The 18,947-nt window shown below is 73.2% G+C and carries 15 protein-coding genes; 3 read left to right on the top strand and 12 right to left on the bottom strand.

Annotated features, from left to right (window positions below):
• Nucleotides 1-381: 381 nt before the first annotated feature.
• Both ABD126_RS30655 and ABD126_RS30650 read left to right on the top strand, forming a co-directional pair.
• Nucleotides 382-2,574 carry a discoidin domain-containing protein gene (locus ABD126_RS30655; RefSeq protein ID WP_343937529.1) on the top strand — a complete coding sequence of 731 codons (2,193 nt, stop codon included), beginning with the start codon at nucleotides 382-384 and terminating at the stop codon, nucleotides 2,572-2,574.
• A 263-nt stretch (nucleotides 2,575-2,837) separates the two neighbouring features.
• Nucleotides 2,838-3,260 carry a nuclear transport factor 2 family protein gene (locus ABD126_RS30650; protein WP_343937527.1) on the top strand — a complete coding sequence of 141 codons (423 nt, stop codon included), beginning with the start codon at nucleotides 2,838-2,840 and terminating at the stop codon, nucleotides 3,258-3,260.
• 8 nt (nucleotides 3,261-3,268) lie between these two features.
• Here the strand turns inward: ABD126_RS30650 and ABD126_RS30645 are convergent, their stop codons facing one another.
• The 5 genes from ABD126_RS30645 to ABD126_RS30625 form a co-directional block, all read right to left on the bottom strand.
• Complete coding sequence (locus ABD126_RS30645) at nucleotides 3,269-4,384, bottom strand: DUF418 domain-containing protein (RefSeq protein WP_343937525.1); 1,116 nt, start codon at nucleotides 4,382-4,384, stop codon at nucleotides 3,269-3,271.
• 265 nt (nucleotides 4,385-4,649) lie between these two features.
• Nucleotides 4,650-5,768, bottom strand: coding sequence for an NHL repeat-containing protein (locus tag ABD126_RS30640; RefSeq protein ID WP_343937523.1), 1,119 nt, complete (start codon nucleotides 5,766-5,768; stop codon nucleotides 4,650-4,652).
• A gap of 4 nt (nucleotides 5,769-5,772) precedes the next feature.
• A complete protein-coding gene (locus ABD126_RS30635; protein ID WP_343937521.1) occupies nucleotides 5,773-6,531 on the bottom strand; it encodes a bestrophin-like domain in 759 nt (252 codons plus the stop codon).
• Nucleotides 6,532-6,732: 201 nt separating this feature from the next.
• Complete coding sequence (locus ABD126_RS30630; protein ID WP_343937519.1) at nucleotides 6,733-8,133, bottom strand: FAD-binding oxidoreductase; 1,401 nt, start codon at nucleotides 8,131-8,133, stop codon at nucleotides 6,733-6,735.
• Between the two features lie 160 nt (nucleotides 8,134-8,293).
• Complete coding sequence (locus ABD126_RS30625) at nucleotides 8,294-9,538, bottom strand: hypothetical protein (protein ID WP_343937517.1); 1,245 nt, start codon at nucleotides 9,536-9,538, stop codon at nucleotides 8,294-8,296.
• 17 nt (nucleotides 9,539-9,555) lie between these two features.
• Between ABD126_RS30625 and ABD126_RS30620 the strand changes: the two genes are divergently transcribed.
• Nucleotides 9,556-12,522 (top strand): AfsR/SARP family transcriptional regulator, encoded by a 2,967-nt coding sequence (locus tag ABD126_RS30620; protein WP_343937515.1) that lies wholly within the window; start codon nucleotides 9,556-9,558, stop codon nucleotides 12,520-12,522.
• Here the strand turns inward: ABD126_RS30620 and ABD126_RS30615 are convergent.
• From ABD126_RS30615 to ABD126_RS30585, 7 genes are all read right to left on the bottom strand, one after another.
• On the bottom strand, nucleotides 12,506-13,279 hold the full coding sequence (locus ABD126_RS30615) for a Calx-beta domain-containing protein (protein ID WP_343937513.1): 774 nt from the start codon (nucleotides 13,277-13,279) through the stop codon (nucleotides 12,506-12,508). The two genes, ABD126_RS30620 and ABD126_RS30615, sit on opposite strands and share 17 nt — an antisense overlap.
• A gap of 48 nt (nucleotides 13,280-13,327) precedes the next feature.
• Nucleotides 13,328-14,446, bottom strand: coding sequence for a hypothetical protein (locus ABD126_RS30610; protein WP_343937511.1), 1,119 nt, complete (start codon nucleotides 14,444-14,446; stop codon nucleotides 13,328-13,330).
• The gene (locus ABD126_RS30605; protein WP_343937509.1) at nucleotides 14,443-14,763 is read right to left on the bottom strand and encodes a cupredoxin domain-containing protein; all 321 of its coding nucleotides are present in this window, start codon (nucleotides 14,761-14,763) and stop codon (nucleotides 14,443-14,445) included. The genes ABD126_RS30610 and ABD126_RS30605 overlap by 4 nt, the downstream gene beginning before the upstream one ends.
• Nucleotides 14,760-15,542, bottom strand: a complete 783-nt coding sequence (locus ABD126_RS30600) for a hypothetical protein (protein WP_343937507.1) — start codon at nucleotides 15,540-15,542, stop codon at nucleotides 14,760-14,762. The genes ABD126_RS30605 and ABD126_RS30600 overlap by 4 nt, the downstream gene beginning before the upstream one ends.
• Nucleotides 15,539-16,558 carry a hypothetical protein gene (locus ABD126_RS30595; protein ID WP_343937505.1) on the bottom strand — a complete coding sequence of 340 codons (1,020 nt, stop codon included), beginning with the start codon at nucleotides 16,556-16,558 and terminating at the stop codon, nucleotides 15,539-15,541. The genes ABD126_RS30600 and ABD126_RS30595 overlap by 4 nt, the downstream gene beginning before the upstream one ends.
• Before the next feature lie 77 nt (nucleotides 16,559-16,635).
• The gene (locus ABD126_RS30590; protein ID WP_343937503.1) at nucleotides 16,636-17,277 is read right to left on the bottom strand and encodes a response regulator transcription factor; all 642 of its coding nucleotides are present in this window, start codon (nucleotides 17,275-17,277) and stop codon (nucleotides 16,636-16,638) included.
• Nucleotides 17,265-18,791 (bottom strand): sensor histidine kinase, encoded by a 1,527-nt coding sequence (locus ABD126_RS30585; protein ID WP_343937501.1) that lies wholly within the window; start codon nucleotides 18,789-18,791, stop codon nucleotides 17,265-17,267. Before ABD126_RS30585 ends, ABD126_RS30590 begins: the two co-directional genes overlap by 13 nt.
• Between the last annotated feature and the right edge of the window lie 156 nt (nucleotides 18,792-18,947).

Genomic DNA, 18,947 nt, shown 5'->3' with positions numbered 1-18,947 from the left:
CGACCCCCGAAAAGTGTGGTAGCCCTTCGGGCAGGTCATACGGTGGGGAACACGAAGGCCCCTTGTGGCTGGGAGCCCAGCCCGCCGCTGCGCGGCGGGGACCGCCGCGCTTCGCGCGAGCGGAAGGCGGGCCGCCGTGCGGTGGGCGCGCTTCGCGCGAAAGCGTCGCGGGCGGCGGGCGGTGGGCGGCAGTCGGCGGGCGGGCGTGGACGGGCGTGGTTTTCCCGGTCCGACCGGGTTTTCCGCTCCCCCACCACCGTTCGTTGACGGTGCTGGAACGCCGGCGTTACGCTCCGAGAGAGCGCTCTCTCACGCCCCCGGTGCCACGGGGGCCATCCTCTCCGGGCTGCTCCCTGCCCCCACACCCAGTCAGGTAGGACCATGCGCTTGACACGTTCCCGGCTGCTCGCTTCCGCGACGGCAACCGCCGTGGTCGCCGTGCTCGGCCCCGCCCTTCCGCTCTCCGCCCACGCCGCCGAGTGCGGCACGACGAACGCCGCGCTCAACCGGCCCGCCACCGCGTCCTCCACGGAGAACGCCGGCACCCCCGCCTCCGCCGCCGTCGACGGCAACACCGGCACCCGGTGGTCCAGCGCGTTCGCCGACCCGCAGTGGATCCAGGTGGACCTCGGCTCCTCTCAACAGGTCTGCCGCGTGCACCTGAACTGGGAGACCGCCCACAGCCGCGCCTTCCAGGTCCAGGTCTCCGACAACACCACCACCTGGACGACCGTCTACTCCACCACCACCTCCACCGGCGGCGTGCAGAACCTCGACGTCACCGGCACCGGCCGGTACGTGCGCGTCCTCGGCACGGCTCGGGCCACGCAGTGGGGGCACTCGCTCTGGGAGTTCGGCATCAACACCGCGACCGACACGCCGACCGTCCCGCCCACCGACCCGCGCAACCCGGACTTCGGGCCCAACGTCCTCGTCTACGGGCCGGAGTCGTCGCAGACCGAGATGCAGAACCGGCTCAACGCCATCTCCACCCAGATGAAGACCAATCAGTTCGGACCCGAACGGTACGCGGTGCTGTTCAAGCCGGGCTCCTACAACGCCGACGTCAACCTCCGCTTCTACACGCAGGTCGCCGGTCTCGGCCTGCGCCCCGACGACGTCAACCTCAACGGGCACGTCCGGGTCGAGGCCGACTGGCTGCAACAGGGCGACAACCCGAACAACCTCGGCAACGCCACCCAGAACTTCTGGCGCGGCGCGGAGAACATGTCCGTCACCGTTCCCGCCGGGCAGATCGAGCGCTGGGCCGTGTCGCAGGCCGCCGCCTACCGGCGGATGCACCTGCGCGGCCAGGTGCAGCTGTGGAACGGTGGTGACGGCTGGGCTTCCGGCGGGCTCATCGTGGACAGCAGGATCGACGGGTACACCGAGTCCGGTTCGCAGCAGCAGTTCCTGACCCGCAACAGCAACCTCGCGGGCGGCTGGGGCGGTTCGGTCTGGAACATGGTGTTCGTCGGCACGCAGGGCGCGCCGCCGCAGCACTTCCCCAACCCTTCGCACACGACGATCGACACCACGCCGGTCGTGCGCGAGAAGCCGTTCCTGTACCTGGCCAACGGCGAGTACCGCGTGTTCGTCCCCGCCCTGCGGCAGAACGCGCGCGGCACGAGTTGGGAGTCCGGCACGCCGGCCGGCACGTCGATCTCGCTCGCGGACTTCTTCATCGTCAAGCCCGGCACCCCGGTCGCCCAGACGAACGCCGCGCTCGCGGCCGGCAAGCACCTGCTGCTCACGCCCGGCGTGCACCGGTTGTCCGACACGATCACCGTCACCCGGCCGAACACGGTCGTGCTGGGCCTCGGCCTCGCGACGCTCTCGCCCGACACCGGCAAGCCGGCCCTGACCGTGTCCGATGTGGACGGTGTGAAGCTGGCCGGGTTCCTGGTGGACGCGGGCGTGGTCAACTCGCCCGTCCTGCTCCAGGTCGGCACCCCCGGCTCGACGGCGAACCACGCCGCCAACCCGATCTCGCTGCACGACGTGTACCTGCGCGTCGGCGGGTCGCAGGCGGGCAAGGCGACGGTGTCGTTGCAGGTCAACAGCAACCACACCATCATCGACCACACGTGGGTGTGGCGCGCGGACCACGGCGCGGGCGTCGGCTGGACGGTCAACACCGCGCAGAACGGCGTCGTCGTCAACGGCAACGACGTCACCGCGTACGGGTTGTTCGTCGAGCACTACCAGCAGCACAACGTGGTGTGGAACGGCAACGGCGGGCGGACGTACTTCTTCCAGAACGAACTGCCCTACGACCCGCCGAACCAGGCCGCGTGGATGAACGGCTCGTCCCCGGGCTGGGCGGCGTACAAGGTCGCGCCGTCGGTGACCACGCACGAGGCCTGGGGCGTCGGCGTGTACTGCTTCAACAACGCCAACCCCTCGGTGGTGACGGCGAACGGGTTCGAGGTGCCGCGGACGCCCGGTGTGCGGTTCCACGACCTGGTGACCGTGTCGCTGGGCGGGGTCGGGACGATCGACAACGTGATCAACGGCGTGGGCGGGGTCGCGAACACCGCCAACCAGGTCCGGTACCTGGTCAGCTACCCGTGATCGGCGGTGGGGGTGCCGCCCGCGCGGCACCCCCACCGGTCGCTCAGCCCGCGGCCGAGATGCAGAACAGGTGGCCCTCCGGATTGGCGAGGACGGTCCACCGCCCGGCTGGAATTCCGGCTTGGTCGCGCCGCGGCCGAGCAGCTTCGCCGACCAGGCAGCCCCGACCCGACGACCTGACCCACCAGCGTCCGCACCGATGCCCGTCGGGCATGGCCGCAGGCATTGGACCGCCGGGACCACCCGCTGGTTGGCTGGCCGACGTGACCACCGAGCACCCCAACGTCGAGCTGATCCGCCGCTTCTACCGGGTCTACGGCGGCGACGACCCGCAAGCGCTCGCGGAGTTCTTCGCCGACGACATCCGGTGGACCATCCCCGGCCACCACCCGCTGTCCGGCACGAAGGTCGGCGCGACCGAGGTGCTCGCCTTCTTCGCCGAGCTGGCCAAGGCCGGCTTCAAGGCCGACCCGGTCTTCCTCGCCGCCGACGGCGACTGGGTCGTGGACCTGCACCGCGGGTGGAGCACCGAGCCCGAGGGCCTGGACATCCTGTGGGCGCTGGCCTTCCGCGTCGGCAACGGCAAGATCGTCGAGGCGGTCAACTTCGCGGCGGACCAGCACGCGGCCGACGCGTACTTCTGGCGGAAGTACCCGCTGGCCCCCGTGCCGGACCGCCTCGCGTGAGCGGATGATCAGACCGCCACCGGGCGTCGTTGCGGCGCCCGGTACGCCCAGTTCCACGCCGCCTCGACGGGGCCGCGCGAGAACCGCTTCATCCACCAGCTCGCTCCGAGCATCAACAGCGCCGACACCACGACCCACGCGCCGACCGTGTACCAGACCCCCAGGTGCCCCAGCCGGCCGGTCAGGTCGAGCCCCCACCGGTAGCACAGCACCGACGCGATGACGTTCTGCGCGATGTAGCAGCTCAACGCCGAGCGCCCCACCGACGTGACGCCCCGCCGCAGGAAGCCCTCCGGCGCGCGCATCCGGTGCACCAGCATGGTGATCGCGCCGAGCAGGCCGAACGACACGATCGGCGCGGACACGTACCGGTCGACGGCGAACCACTCGCCGCCGGCCAGCGTGGTGACCACGTTGAGCGGCAGGCCCAGGCCGAGACCCCACCCCGCGAGCCGCCGCTGGACGCGCAGGCCGCGTTCGGAGTCCTCCAGCGCGCCCGCCCGCAGCAGCCGCGCCCCGGCCAGGAACAGCACCGTGCTCAACGGCAGCACGAACACGACCTCGGCGCGGAACACGTCCGCGTACTCGATCCGCGACCGCACCTGCCCGAGCCACGTCGAGGTGTCGATCGGCAGCGACCCGCCCAACGACCCGTCCCCCAGGTGCATCAACCACGTCACCAGCCCGACGAACGCCAGGTGCAGCACCAGCGCGCCGCCGAGCCACGCCCGCACCACCCGGTCGCTGCGCCCGACCACGAACGCCACGACCACGGACACGATCGCGTAGAACATCAGCACGTCGAACTCGAAGATGAGCACGTAGTGCAGCAGGCCCTCGAACAGCAGCAGCGCCGACCGCCACAGGTACCAGCCCGGCCACTTCTGCCCGCGCCTGACCGCCGACGCGTGCTGCAACGCCAGGCCGATGCCGAACAGGATCGACAGCAGCCCCAGGAACTTGCCGTTGCTGACCATCCGCAGCAGCGCCTCGCCCCAGTCGTCGGCGCCGGTGAGGAAGCCACCCGGGCCGGCCGGGTGGGTGAAGATCCAGATGTTCGTGCCGAGCGTCCCCAGGATGGCCACGCCCCGCAACACGTCCAGGGCCGTGATCCGACCGCCCATGTTCCCCCTCCAGTGGTTACCGCCTGCCGAAGGTAGGCCGCTGGACGGCGTCGGCGAGTCGGCCGGAGGACCCACGGGAGGTCGCACTTTCGGAGGACCCGGCGCACACCGGTTCGGGCTGGCGCTCCACCGGGGGCGGAAGCCTTGCGCGCCAACGCCAGAGGGGTCGGGCGCGCCTGCGGGGTCGGGCGCGTCAGCGGTGTCGGGTGCGCCAGCGGGATTGGGCGCGCCAGCGGTGTCGGGTGCGTCAGCGGGGTCGAGTGCGTCAGCGGTGTCGGGCGTGGGCTCGGGCCGCTACGCCTGCGCCCAGGATGAGGACGATCGCGGCGAGGCCCCAGCGGCGTTGTTCTCGCACGTTCCGGTTGCCGTCGGAGACCTTCTCGGCCTTGGGCTCCGGCCGCCGCATCGGCTCGCGGGTCGGGTCGGGGCGCTCGGGCGGCTCGGCGGGTGGGGTGGCGGGTGGGGTGGCGGGCGGGACGGTGGGTGGGACGGTGGGCTGGGGGTTCAGCGGAGCGCCCGGGGGCGGTGGGGCCGGTGGGGTGGTCGTCGTCGGCGACACCGAGGGGGGCACCAGGGGTGGGTCCAGTGGCGGGGTCGTCGGGGGTGTGGTGGGTGGGGTGGTCGGCGGCACGGTCGGGTCCGGGGGGATCGGGTCCACGATCGGGGGTGTGGCCAGGCAGCTCGTCGCGTCGATGCTCCACCGCGCCTGCCGCGACGTGATCTCCGTGACCGCGCCCGACCCGTCCAGCGCCACCCGGTGCAGCACGCTGCGGCCCTTGTGGTTGTTGCTGGTCACGTACAGCGCGCCGTCCCGCCCCATCACCACCGCGCCGTAGCCGTGGGTGGCGGGCAGTTCACCCGTTCCGGGCACGCGGTCCACGCGTCCGGTACCGGGGTCGATCGCCACGACGTACGCCCGCCCGTACGGGAACGTCGCCACCCCGTACAGCAGCCCGTCCACCGGGTTCAGGTCGAAGTCGTCCACGTTCAACGCGTGCGGCGGCGGCCACAGCCACGCCTCGCGCACCACCCGCAGGTACTTGTCGCTCTTCGGGTCGATGTCCACCCAGAACAGCAGGTGCCCGACCCGCACGACCAGCTTCTCCGCCACCACCGCCCCGGCCGTCGCGTGCCGGAGCACGTGCGGGTGCCCGGTCGAGCGCGCCACCGGCCGCCCGGTGCGGTCCAGCGCGACCACGTCGCCGTCGGCGTCCACCCCGTACACCCGGTCCTGCGGGACGGAGTAGCCGACCGCGTTGACCCGCGTGTCCAACGTCGTGAGGACCTGGGCCTGGCCGGACGGCAGCTCCAGCCGGTACACCGTCGACGGACCGTGGTGGTCCGCTTCGACCTGGAGGGCCACGCAGGCCAAGGCCTCGATCACGGCGTCAGCCGAACCGCTCGACGGCCGCCTGGAACGCTTCCGGCCCCAGCTCGGCCCCACCGCCGTACGGGTTCTGGAGCTGGTAGGTCGCGTAGAGCAGCAACGTGATGGTGGCGGCGAGGGTGGCGACGATGACGACGTGCGTGCGCATCAGCGGCCCGCCGAACAGCAGCGGCAGGCCGATCGCGAGGAAGCTGCCGACCACGAGCACGAACCACACCACCGTGCTCACGCCGCCGCCCGCGGTGTCCAACCGGGACTGCCGGGCCTCGTAGACCTGCCACAGCTGGTTGGCCGCCTCGGCCTTGCGGTCCACCTGCCACTCGTTGTCCGCCGGCGCCTCGGCGACGACCTTGCGGATGCGGTCGAGCTGGGACCAGCCGGTGGACTCGAAGTCCACGCCCTCGCGCAGCTTCGGCCACTCCTCGTTGATCACGGTGATGGCGTAGGCGCGGGACAGCGCGCGGACCTCGTCACCGGTCTCCTTGGACAGCGCGTCGGACGCCCAGGTGGCCGCGACCAGCCCGTCAGCCTCCTTGTACGACGACTCGTCCGCCGCGTTCACCGCGTCGAACAGGGCGATCAGCACGAACGCCACCAGGACCGCGTGCAGGCCGCCCACGATCGTGAAGACCTGCCCGGCCGCCTCGTTGTTGTCCGGGCGGCCCTGGTCCTCGCCGTACCTGCGGATGAGGTAGGCCAGCACGGCGGCGATCACGGCCGCGCCGCCGACCCACAGCAGACCCGCGGCGTAAACGTCCATGCGGTCCTCTCACTACCGGGTTGAATTCCACAGATGTGTGAATTCGTCGCACCCGCAAGGTAGTGAGCGGAACTGCACGACAACAAGCTTGTTCATCCCTGTGCGGGGAAAGGGTAAACGGACGTGTGAATTTCGCGCTGCCGTACGCGAGGGTAATTCGGGGTTGCTCCGCGCGGCTGCGGCGCCGCGCCCCTCCCCGGGCTACTCCGTTGCTCCAACGGTGTCCGCGGCCCGGCGACGCTCGGTGGCCGGGAGGACGTTGTGCCAACGGTCGAACACGTTGTCCGGGTCGAATTCCGCTTTCACCGCCGCCAGCCGCGCGTGGTTGGCCGCACCGAATCCCGCGACGACGCGGTCCGCGCCTTCGTCGCCGATGAAGTTCAGGTACGTGGCACCCGTGCTCCACGGTGCCAGGTCGTCGCGCAGCCCGCGCGCCCAGCGCCGGGCGCGGTCGTCGTCGGCCGGGTCCTCCCACAGCCCGAACGGGTGAACCACCCAGGGGACGTCGCGGTTGGCCATGGGCCACTCCGTCCCGCGCGCCACGGCCCCGCCCCACGGCAGCAGCGCTTGCTGCGACGGCGACGGGCACGGCATGTGGTCCGCGCCCGCGCAGAACCGCCGCACCGCCTCGTCCGGCAGCGTCGCCAGGTACTCGGCGGACCAGAAGTTCCGGTAGCCGGGCGGGTCGTCGAGGCTGCACTGGAAGTCCGCGTACGGGATGTCGGTGACCAGGGCGGTGTCCGGCGCGAGGTCCAGCAGGGGCGCGGCGAAGGACCGCAGCTCGTCCGCCGGGCCGGTCCAGGTGACGAGGATGCCGCAGCACAGCCGGCCGACCAGCTCCGGCGGCACGAACTCCTCCGGCGGCCCGGTCAGGTACAGCAGGCCGCCGCCCAGCTCCTCGGGCGCGTCGGCGCAGAAGTCCCGGTACCGCACGGCCATCTCCTCGCCGTGCGACGCCGGCCGCAGCACCAGCGCGAAGGAGAACTCGGGCAGCGGGTGCAGGCGGAAGGTGAACGAGGTGGCCACGCCGAAGTTGCCGCCACCGCCGTGCAACGCCCAGAACAGCTCCGGCCGTTCGGTCCCGCTCGCGGTGACCGCGCGGCCGTCGGCCAGGACCAGGTCCACCGACAGCAGGTTGTCGCAGGCCAGGCCGAACCGGCGTTCCAGCCAGCCCGACCCGCCGCCGAGGGTGAGCCCGCCGACGCCGGTGGTGGACACCCGGCCGCCCGTGGTGGCCACGCCGTGCGCCTGGCACGCCCGGTCCACCGCGGCCCACGTGGCACCGCCGCCGACCACCGCCGTGCGGCCGTCCGGGGAGACGGCCACGGCGTTCATCCGGCGCAGGTCGAGCACCAGCCCGTCCTCCACCAGGGACGCGCCGGCGACGCTGTGCCCGCCGCTCCTGACGGCCACCGGCAGCCCTTGCGCACGGGCGAAAGCGAGTGCTTCTTCCACGTCCGTCGGGTTGAGGCACTGGGCGATGACCGCGGGCGTGGTCTCGATGGCGCTGTTGAACACCGCGCGGGCGGCTTCGAAGCCCTCGTCCCGCCGGGTGAGCACGGCGCCGCCGAACCGGCCGCGCAGCGCAGAGACGTCCGTCATGGCCGACCTCCTCGTCGAAGCCCCCAGTGTGGAAACCCGCAGTGTGGAAACCCCCAGGGTGGAAACCCCAGGGTGGACCCGGACGCCGGAAACCGCGCGGGCTGGTCGGAGGGCCGCAAGACCCGACCACCGACCGTGCCCGCGCGGCTCCCGCGCGTTGCTACGAGTTGACCTGCCAGTGCACGTTCACCTTGTACTGGCCGCCGTGCCCGGTGAACCACATCGACGTGCTGGGCAGCCGGTGGTTGGTCCAGCCCAGGTGGGCGGGGTTGTTGTAAAGGAACTCGTACCGGTGGGGCAGCTCCACGTGGGCGGTGCGGGCCTCGAACAGGTCGTCCTGGAACAGCTCCAGCAGCCAGTCCACGAACACGCCGACCAGCCAGCCGACGAGCTGCCCGAGCGCCTCGGCGATGGCCGCGCCCACGTACGGGGTGAGCACGGTGGCGACGACGTGGGCGATGACCTGGGTGACCTTGTCCTTCACCTTGGCCCACGCGGCCTGCACGGCCGCGGCGAACCCGCTGCCGTCCTGCTCGGCCATCATCACCACGGCCAGGAAGCCGCGCGGCCACGACCCGCTCGCGGTCAGGTCGAAGGAGGTGAACAGGCGACCCGGGTCGGCGTAGGTCTTGGCCTTGCCGTCGTAGAAGCCGTCGCCGACGAACCACTCGGACACCTTCTTGGTGGTGCCCAGGTGGTCCACGCGCAGGCCGCCGGCCACGATCTCGTCGTCGCCGGGCCACTCGGGGTTGGTCTCGTCCACGCACTTGACCCGCTCGACGCGGAAGTCCAGCGAGGTCAGCTTGGGCAGCTTGCTCAGGTCCAGCTTGAGCTCGAACGCCCGGCGCTGCGCGTCCTGCTCGGCCGCCTTCTCCGCCGCCTCCAGCTGGGACGCGCGTTCCAGCAGGGACTTCTTCAGCGCGTCGGCGTCGAAGCGGACGCCGGAGAAGGCCCCGTCGAAGCCGACCTTGCGGAACTCGTCGAGGGTCAGCAGGCCGTGCCGGCCGAACTGGGCGGTGCGGGTGGCGACGTCGGCGTTGACGACGGTGTGCGCGGACTTGACGATCCGCTCCAGCCGGTCGGCGGGCAGCGTGCGCAGGCCGGTCTGGAGGTCGTGCTCGACCGTGCCCTCGGCGTACGGGTGGGCCAGGTCGGCGGCGACGGCGGCGTAGGAGTAGCGCAGGGCGTGGTTGGCGTCCTCCGCGATGGCGTAGACCTGCGGGTTGTCGCGCAACGAGCCCGGTCCGGGCGTCGGCGGCAGGTTGTCGGGGTCCTGGACGACGACCGGCCGGGGCTCCTGGGCGACCGCCTGGAGGGGCACGGTGGTCACGGCGGAGGCCAGGACGAGCAGCGGAACGGCGTAACGGCGGAGGCCCGGCAGGCGAGTGCGGGGGTGTGTGGTCATCGCAGAGCCCTTCTGTCGTGGCGGGTGACGGGAAGAGGTCTACGGACGGCGGGTTGTCGCCCGGCTGCGCGCCGGTTGTGGCGCGCTTCGGCGTGCTCGGACCGGTGGGGGCGGAGGGCCCGGCGGGTCCCGCGGCGCTGACCGGGGCGCGGCAGCGGGCCGTGCTGGGGGTGCTCGCGCTGCACGCCGGGCAGGTGTTGCCGTTCACGCGGCTGGTGGACGTGCTGTGGGGCGAGGACCCGCCGCGCACGGCGGTGAAGACGCTGCACAGCCACGTGGCGCGCATCCGGCAGGCGTTGGCGGCGTCCGGGTTGCCGGACGTGCTGCACACCCGTGAGCCGGGCTACCTGCTGGACGCGTCGGTGGAGGTGGACGCGCACCGGTTCGAGGAGCTGCTGGCGGCGGGGCGGCGGGAGCGCCGCGCCGACAAGGTGCGGGCGGCACTGGCGCTGTGGCGCGGGGACGCGTTCGCCGACGTCCCGCTGACCGGGTGGGGCGAGCGCGAGGTGGAGCGCCTGCACGGCCTGCGCCGGGCGGCCGTGGAGGAGCTGTGGGAGCACGCCGTCCGCGACGGCGAGCACGAGGCCGCGGTGGTGGAGCTGCCCCGGCTGCTCGCGGAGGACCCGCTCAACGAGCGGCTGACCCGGCTGCACATGCTGGCCCTGCACCGCTGCGGCCGGCACACCGACGCCCTGGACTCCTTCCAGCGCCTGCGGGAGCGGCTGGCCGACGAGTTCGGCGTGGACCCCGGCCCCGAGGTGGTGGAGCTGCACACCGCGATCCTGCGCCGGGACACCGCCCTGGACCCGGCCGCCGCGAGCGCGCCCGCGCAACTGCCCGCGACCGTCGGCCACTTCACCGGTCGCGCGGACGTGCTGGCCGAGCTGGACGCGGCGGACGTGCCGGTGGTGGTCGTGTCCGGTCCGGCGGGCATGGGCAAGACGTCGCTGGCGGTGGAGTGGGCGCACCGCGTGGCGCACCGGTTCCCCGGCGGGCGGCTGTTCCTGGACCTGCGCGGCCACGACCCGGAGCGCGCGCTGACCGGCGCGCAGGCGTTGGCGCACGTGCTGCGGGCGCTGGACGTGCCGGAGGACCGCGTCCCGGCCGACGAGGAGGAGCGGGCCGCGCTCTACCGGACGCTGCTGCACGGCAGGCGGTGCCTGGTGGTGCTGGACGACGCGGGCCGCGCGGAGGACGTGCTGCCGCTGGTGCCGGGCGGGTCGAGCCTGCTGGTGGTCACCAGCCGCCGGTCGCTGGCGGCGCTCGCGGCCCGGCACGCCATCCACGCCGTGGTGCTCGACTCGCTGACCACCGAGGACTCGAAAGCCCTGCTGCTCAAGGTGTTGGGCCGCGGGCGCGTGGACGCGGAACCGGACGCCACCGCCGAACTCGCCCGGCTGTGCGGCGGGATGCCGCTGGCGCTGCGGATCGCGGCGGCGAAGCTGCTCGGCACGCCCACCCGGCCGGTCGCCACGCTGGTCGCCGAACTGCGCGCCGCCCGCCTGGACCACCTGGCCGTGGACGGCGACTCCCGGACCGTGGAGACCGTCCTCGCCAGCGCCTGCGCCCCGTTGGACGCCACGTCGGCGCGCCTGTTCCGCCGGTCGGGCATCGCCCCGGGACCGACGTTCAGCACCGCCCTGGCCGCCGCGCTGTCCGATGTGGACACCACCGACCTGGACCGGCTCACCGCCGCGCACCTGGTGACGGAGGTGGCCCCGGACCGGTTCCGCTTCCACGACCTGGTCGGCGAGTACGCGCGCAAGCGCCTGGCCGACGACGACGAACCGGAGGTCGCCGCCCGCCTGCTGGACTGGTACCTGTTCGTGGCGCACGCGGCCAACGAGCTGGTCAACCCGGACCGCGACCTGGTGAAGCCGACCCTGCGGTTCCCGCCGCCGGCAGCGCCGTTCGCCCCGGACCGCCACGAGGCGCTGGCGTTCCTGGAGGCCGAGCGCGACAACCTGCTGCCGGTCGTGCGGTTCGCCCGCGACCGCGACCCGACCGCCGCCTGGCAGCTCACCTACCTGCTGACCAGCTTCGCCGAGGCCACCGGCCACTGGCACGACCGGGTGGAGCTGTGCCGGGTGGCGGTCGAGGCGGCGGCCGGCGACCCGCGGGCGGAGGCGGAGATGTGGCGGGCGTTGGGGGTCGCGCACTTCATGACCCGGCGGCTCGACGCGGCGATCGAGGCCAACCACCGGGCGCTGACCGCCGTCCGCGCGGCGGGCGACCTGGCCGGCGAGGGCCACGTGCACAACAACCTCGCCAACGCCCACGCCGAACTGCGCCGCTTCGACGACGCCGTGGCCGCGCACCACCGGGCGGTCGACTGCTGCACGCGGGCCGGCAGCCGGCTGGGCACCGCGCTGTCCCAGCGCAACCTGGGGCACACCCACATCCGGATGGGCCGCCCGGAAGCGGCCCTCGCGCCGCTGCGGTCCGCCCTGGCCGCGTTCCGCGAGCTGGGCAACGCACGACTGGAGGCCGGGACGTTGGACACCCTGGGCGAGGCGCACCTGGCGCTGGACGACGCCGAGGCCGCCCTGCGCGACCTCGGGCACGCCCTGCGCCTGAGCCGCGACATCGGCGACCGGTGGCTGGAGTGGGAGGTGCTGGTGGACATCGGCCGCGCCCACCTCGGTCGGGACCACCACGGCGTGCCGTTCTTCGCGCAGGCGCTGGAGATCAGCCGCGAGGTGGACGACCGCCACGGCGTCGCCACCGTGCTGGACCTGCTGGGCCGCGCCCACCTGCGGGCCGGTGACCTGGCGGCGGCGGAGGACGCGCTCACCCTGGCCGCCGCCGAGCGGTCCCGGGTGCCCGACGCGTTCGAGGAGGCGAACCTGGAACGCGACCTGGGCGACCTGGCGCGGCGCCGCGACCGCCCGGCCGACGCGCGCGACCACTGGGACCGGGCGATCCGGCTCTACCAGCGGGTCGGCGCGACGGCCGAGGCGGCGGAGGTCAGGGCGCGGGCCTGATCGCGATCTCCTCGACGCCGTCGCCGATGGTCCCGGCGGTGGTGGCGAACACCTCCAGCACGAAGGCCTCCTCGCCCTCGACCTCGGCGTCCGGCAGGACCTGCACCGGCACGGTGGCGGTGGTGGCGCCCTTCGGCACGGTCAGCTTGAGGTCCTTGGCCGGCACGTAGTCGATCCCCGCCACCGCGGTCAGGTCCAGCGTCCGGTAGCGCACGGCGAACCCGGCGCGGGCCGGCGTGGACAGGGTCAGCGGGACCTGACACGTCTCCGGCACCCAGCAGATCTTCCCGCCGTCCACCACGGAGACCACCAGCGGCGGCGCGGCCTTGCCGTCGTCGTCCAGCAACGTGGTCGTCGCGGCCGCGATGAACGCGCCGCGCAGCGTGTAGAGGGCGAGGGAGAACGACTCGTCGTCCTCCGCGCCGCCGTCGCCGAGCACGGGCACCGACACGACCGTGCCGACGCCGCCGCCGGGCTGCCAGGTGCCCTCGACGTGGCCGAAGTCCTGGCCGGCGGCGGCCGTGCCGCTGTGCGTGCGGTAGACGACCGCGCCGCTGGTCGTGCACCCCTCGGGCACCGACGCCGTGAGCCGGAACGCGGCCGTCCCGGTCCCGCCGCCCTCGTACTGCTCGGCTTGCACCGCCGCGACGGCGAACTTGGTGGGGGTGCAGGTCTCGGCGTGCGCGGCGGTCACCGGGACGACGGCGCCGAGCGCCACCGCCAGCACGAGCGCCGCGCGCCTCATCGTGAACGTCATGCCCGCAGTTCTACGGCGACCCGGTTGTGGTTCGGTTGTGGCGACGCCCTAACCCGCGAACAGCAGGGCGAGGCCGCCCGCCGTGTACCCGACCATCAGCAGCAGCAGGGGGACCTGCCCGGTCAGGTGCCGTTCGACGGGCAGCAGCGCCAGCGACCGGTCGTGCGCCGACACCACCGCCACCAGGTGCCCCGCGAGCACAGCGCCGATCTGCACGGACGCCACGACCACCGGGGCCACCAGCGCCTCGCTGGGCGTGAACCCCTCCACCCCCAGCAGCAACGCCACCGCCCGTTGTCCCTCCACCACCAGCAGCGAGAAGTAGTGCGCCACCACGTACCCGGCCACGATCGGGATCAACGAGTGCGCCAGCTCCGCCCCGAACGCGCGGCAGGCCAGCAGGTAGCTCCCGGCGACCACGAGGACGGCCCCGACCAGCCCGACCCAGTCCGGGACCACGGCCAGCCGCGCCCAGGACGGGGTGGACCCGATGCTGTCGAAGGCGGTGGACCCCAGGCACACGCTCACCACCGCCACCAGGCCCGGCTTGACCGGTGTGGCCACCAAAGCCCGGAACGGGTTGCCGCGCAACGGGGACAGCCGCCCCAGCAACGACGAGTACACCTCGAACCCGTCCGCGTGCTCGAACCAGGCGGCCCCGTACACCAGCCCGCCCACGACGCCGACCAGCGCGTACCCCGCGAGGAACCAGCCCAACGCCCCGGGCTCGACCAGTTCGACCCACGTGAACACCAGCAGCCCGCCCGCCGCCGGCCAGTACCCCAACCACGCCGGGTACGCGCGCCCCAGCGACACCGGGACCACCAGCCGCAACGGGTTGAGCAGCCGCCACACCGGCCCGAACGCCATCGACAGCACCGCGACCCCGACCCAGCCCAGCACGAACACCAGGTGCGGCCAGGCCTGGGCCGGGACGAAGACCAGCCCGACCGCCACCGCCAGCCGCAGCGGCCACCACCGGTCCCCCGGCGCCACCCGCTCGATGCTGGACTGGAAGCGGGGCTGGGGCCGGAAGCGGGGCTTGGTCCACAGCACCCCCAGCCCCAGGAAGGAGGCCAACAACGCCACCGCCGCCCCTTGCAGCACCAGGTCGAGCGGCAGCGGCAGGTCGTGCCGGTCCCCCACCCCGTGGGCGAGGACCGTCACCGCACCACCAACTGCGCCAGCAGGGTGTCCGGGTGGGCCTCCACCTCGAACGTGCCCGTCCGGTCGGCGACGAACTCCAGCGACGCGGGCTTCCCCTCCTCGGCGACCGCGAGGACGTCGAACCCGTGCACGTGGACCTCGGCCGACGACCGGCTCGTCACGGTGATCTCGACCGACTGCCCCCGCACGACCTCCACCCGTTGCGGCGACGGCTCGTCCACCGAGAGCCGCAACACCACCGGCTCCTTCGGCGCCTCCGCCGGCGCGGCGGAGCACCCGGCCACCAACGCCAACACGACCAGCAGAACCCGGATCACCGAGCCAGTTCCTTCCGCATCCCCGAGAACCCACCCACGGCCAACGCCACTCCCCCGCCCAACGTCAACGCCACCAACAACCGGTCGAGGGAAGCCGGTCCGGCGAACGGCAACCGCGCGAAGCGGAAGCTGTCGAAGTCCGGGATCCCGGCCACCACGACCATCGCCCCCACCACCGCCGCCACGAACGACGCCGCCGGCTTCCGCCGCACCGCCGCCACCACGGCCACCACCGCCAACGGCCAGCACACGACCCCGACCCCGGCGGCCCCCAGGAACAGCGGCACGAACGAACCACCCGTCACCGCCAGGGTCGAGCCCACGGCGTGCACCACGTGCGCCGCCGCGACCACGACCACCCCGGCCGCCAACGCCAGTCGCGACTTGCCCAGCAGGACACCCGCGAGTCCCAACCCGACCACGAGCGCGAGCCACAACCACACGTTGGGCGGCGGGTAGGACTCCACGACCCCCTTCACCACCGACCCCTCGACCGGCACCTCCCACTGCGCCCGCAGGGTCCGCTCGTCCCGGAACCGCTTGGTTTCCCCGGGCCCCACGACGACATCGCCCACGGTCAGCGCCCGCGCGGTCCCGTTGCCGATCTCCAGCTGCGAGCCGTGGTTGACCATGCGGGCCGACACGCCGTCGAGGGGAGGTTCGATCCCGACCACCCGGCTGAGCTGGTTCTGCGGTGTCAACCCGCCGGCGTGGGCGTGGGCGGGCGAGGGGAAGCCCGCCATGAGCACCACCACGACCAGCCACACCAACGTCCTCATGAACGTCGCGTGGGCACGAGCACCACGGCGAGCAGCAGCCCGTGCAGGGCGGCGACGATCGGCGCACCGGTCCACATCTCGGTGACGCCGGGCATCCGCCCCACCGACACCCCGGCGACCGCGAAGTACAGCGCCCACGTCACCAGGGGCACCGCGAACGCGAAGACCCGGTACTCGCGCAACCGCTCCTCGGACGGCCGCAGCTTCCACAGCAGCACGTCCGCCACGATCCCGGACACCACGAACGCCGCCGCGATCTCCAGGTTCTCGTAGTTCGCGACCGCGGTGCTCAACAGCATGACCACGACCTGCAACAGCGTCGCGGTGCCCACCGGCACGCGGAACCGCCGCACCGCCAACAGCAACGGCGCGAGCAGCACCAGGTTGGTCACGGTGATCGAGGCCGCCAACCGCGTCGCCCCGCCGGACCCGCCGGCCCCCTTCTCGAAGCTGAACGCCCGGATGATCCCCTCGGGCCCGTACACCGTCGCGTCCGCGTACTGGGCGAACAACAACACCAGGGCCGTGGCGAACGACAGCGCCAGCCCGGCGGGCAGGAACCGGAGGAACGACGGGCTGCCGCCGTCCGCCCAGGCCGTCCGCAAGGGCGTGGTCAGGATGACGATCATCGACGTGATCAGGCCGAGGTGGGTGGGGCTGAACAGGATGTCGATGCCCTGCTCGATGCCGATGAACGTGTGCCACAGGTAGTCCCCGAAACCGCACACGGCGAACACCGGCAACGCCAGCACGGCCGGCCCGTACCCCTCGGGCACGGCCGCGAGCCCCCGCCGCCCGGCTTGGACGTTGCGCCACACCTGCCACGAGATCCAGGCGCCGGTGGCGGCGAACCCGGAGTAGAACACGGCGTGCCACGGGGTGAAGAACGTCTCCAGCTCGGGCACGTTCGAGTGCGCCCAGGCGTCGAGGAACAACCCCAGTGAGAACCAGGTGCCCAACAGCACGGTGACCAGATCCGTGCGATAAGAAGCCCTAACCCGCCCCTGCTGCAACATGATCACCAGCCTGGCGGGGGCGCACCCCCGCGACCACCCGGCCACCTCCACCCCGTGGTGCGGCTAGCCGCACCTCCTCAGCCGTTGAGGTAGCGCAGCACCGCCAGCACGCGCCGGTGGTCGTGCGGGCTGGCCGACAGGTCCAGCTTGGCGAAGATGCTGGTGCAGTGCTTCTCCACGGTCCGTTCGGCGATGAACAGCCGCTCGGCGATGGCCTGGTTGGTCCGGCCCTCGGCCATCAGCGCCAGCACGGCCCGTTCGCGGTCGGTCAGCCGGTCGTCCCGGTCGCCGCGCCGCCGGGTCAGCATCTGCGCCACCACCTGCGGGTCGAACCCCGACCCGCCGCCGCCCACGCGCCGGATCACGGCCGCGAACTCGGCGAGGTCGGACACCCGGTCCTTGAGCAGGTAGCCGACGCCGTCCGCGCCGGCGTCGAGCAGCTCGGCCGCGTAGCTGACCCGCACGTACTGCGACAGCACCAGCACGCCCACGCCGGGGTGGCGCCGGCGCAGCAGAACCGCCGCCCGCAGCCCCTCGTCGGTGTGGGTGGGCGGCATCCGGATGTCCACGACGGCCACGTCGGGCAGGTGCTTCCCCACCGCGGCGACCAACGCCTCCGCGTCCTCCACCGCCGCCACCACGTCGAAGCCGGCCTCGGCGAGCAGCCGCGCCAAGCCCTCCCGCAGCAACGTCGAGTCCTCGGCGATCACGACCCGCACGGCAGCACCACCCGCACGCTCGTCCCCGCCCCCACCGGACTGACGACCTCCATCGTCCCCCCGACCGCTTCCACCCGCTCCGCCAACCCGCGCAACCCGGACCCCTCCAGGGCCGAAGCCCCACCGCACCCGTCGTCGTCCACCCGGACCGCCAGCTCCCCGGCCCGGGACACGATCCTGACACGCACCGCCGCGGCCTCGGCGTGCTTGCTGACGTTGGCCAGCGCCTCGGCCACCACGTAGTAGGCCGTCGTCTCCACGACCGCCGGCAGCGGGGAGTGCACGGCGTAGTCGAGGTCGACCTCGACCGCGCCCAGCGCGGTCAGCTCCCGGACCGCCCCGCGCAGCCCGCGTTCGGCCAGCAGGGGCGGGTAGACCCCGTGGCACACCGCGCGCACGTCCTCGATGGTCGCGAGCACCGCCGCCTTGGCCTCGCCCACCAGCTCGCGCGCGCCGTTGACCTCGGCCAACCCCAACGTCATCGCGACCGACAGCAACCGCTGCTGCACCCCGTCGTGCAGGTCGCGCTCCAGCCGCCGGCGCTCGGTGTCCGCCGCCAGCACCAGCTTCCCGCGCGACTCGGCCAACTGCCGCACCCGCGCCCGCAGCTCCGCCGTCAGCCGCTCGTTCTCCAGCGCCAGCCCGACCGCCGCGCAGGCCGCGTCCACCAGCTCCAGGTCGAGCCCGGGATCGTGCAGCAACAGGGCGACCGGCTCGCCGCCGACGTCCACCCGCGTCTGCGTGACGCCGGCACCGCCGACCACCACGGCCCCGGAGGCGTCCACGTACTCCTGCTGGGCCGCCATCCAGTACCCGACCCGGAGGCCGGGGTCCTTGAGGGAGGCGGCCAACGCCTCCTGGACACCGCCGCCCCGCCCGCCGCCGAGCCGGACGACCAGGTCGGCCACCCCACCCCGGTCCATCCGCCGCCGCACGAGCCCGCCCACGTAGGCGGCGGGGACGCCCACCAGCGCCAGCATCAACGTCACCACCGGCGGGTCGAACCCGGAACGCTCCATCGGGTCCCAGGCCGCGTAGACGACGACGGCGACGCTCGACGCGCCCAACATCGAGGTCAACGTCCGCCGCTGCGCCAGGCTGCTGTTCCGCCATCGGTGCACCTGCAACCCGAGGACCGCGACCCCGAAGACGACGGTCAGGGGCGTCTCGGCGTCCACGAGAACCTTCGCCCACGCCGCGCACGACGACCGGATGGCGGCGCACAACGCCACCGTGAACCCGTAGGCCGCTCCCACCACCAGCCGCCGGGGCACCGTCCGCAGCCGACCGGTGGGGAAGGCGGTCACCAGGTGGGCGAGCAGGGCGGGCCACACCTTGGAGAGCACGAAGAGCCCGAAGAACGCCTCGCGCGGCACGACGTAGTCGAGCACCCAGGCGAACCCGACCAGCACCATCAAGACGCCAACCCGGTTGCGCGGCTGCACCCGCCGCCCCACCACCCCGGCCACCACGTAGGCCAACCCCACCGCGGCGATCGCCCACGCGAGCAGCATCCCCTCACGCTACAAGCCACCCCGCGGCACCGACCGCACGCCCGCCGGCCGGGTTGGGGCGGGCAGAGCTGCGGTGGGCGGGCCGGCGGTGGGCGGGGTGCTGAGCGGGCCGCGGTCATCGGGGTGCGGCGGCGTGAGTCCGCGTGCGCCGCAGTG

It is taken from the genome of Saccharothrix mutabilis subsp. mutabilis (assembly GCF_039521145.1).
Classification (GTDB): domain Bacteria; phylum Actinomycetota; class Actinomycetes; order Mycobacteriales; family Pseudonocardiaceae; genus Actinosynnema; species Actinosynnema mutabilis.
The sequence above is the reverse complement of the archived record's forward strand: the minus strand, read 5'-3'. Positions and strand labels throughout refer to the sequence as shown.

Excerpts from the sequence above, each read along its gene's own strand:
- ABD126_RS30595 (WP_343937505.1), bottom strand. The coding sequence starts at position 16,558 with ATGTTGCAGCAGGGGCGGGTTAGGGCTTCTTATCGCACGGATCTGGTC.
- ABD126_RS30585 (WP_343937501.1), bottom strand. The coding sequence starts at position 18,791 with ATGCTGCTCGCGTGGGCGATCGCCGCGGTGGGGTTGGCCTACGTGGTG.
- ABD126_RS30635 (WP_343937521.1), bottom strand. The coding sequence starts at position 6,531 with ATGGACGTTTACGCCGCGGGTCTGCTGTGGGTCGGCGGCGCGGCCGTG.
- ABD126_RS30600 (WP_343937507.1), bottom strand. The coding sequence starts at position 15,542 with ATGAGGACGTTGGTGTGGCTGGTCGTGGTGGTGCTCATGGCGGGCTTC.
- ABD126_RS30615 (WP_343937513.1), bottom strand. The coding sequence starts at position 13,279 with ATGACGTTCACGATGAGGCGCGCGGCGCTCGTGCTGGCGGTGGCGCTC.
- ABD126_RS30655 (WP_343937529.1), top strand. The coding sequence starts at position 382 with ATGCGCTTGACACGTTCCCGGCTGCTCGCTTCCGCGACGGCAACCGCC.
- ABD126_RS30625 (WP_343937517.1), bottom strand. The coding sequence starts at position 9,538 with ATGACCACACACCCCCGCACTCGCCTGCCGGGCCTCCGCCGTTACGCC.
- ABD126_RS30645 (WP_343937525.1), bottom strand. The coding sequence starts at position 4,384 with ATGGGCGGTCGGATCACGGCCCTGGACGTGTTGCGGGGCGTGGCCATC.
- ABD126_RS30630 (WP_343937519.1), bottom strand. The coding sequence starts at position 8,133 with ATGACGGACGTCTCTGCGCTGCGCGGCCGGTTCGGCGGCGCCGTGCTC.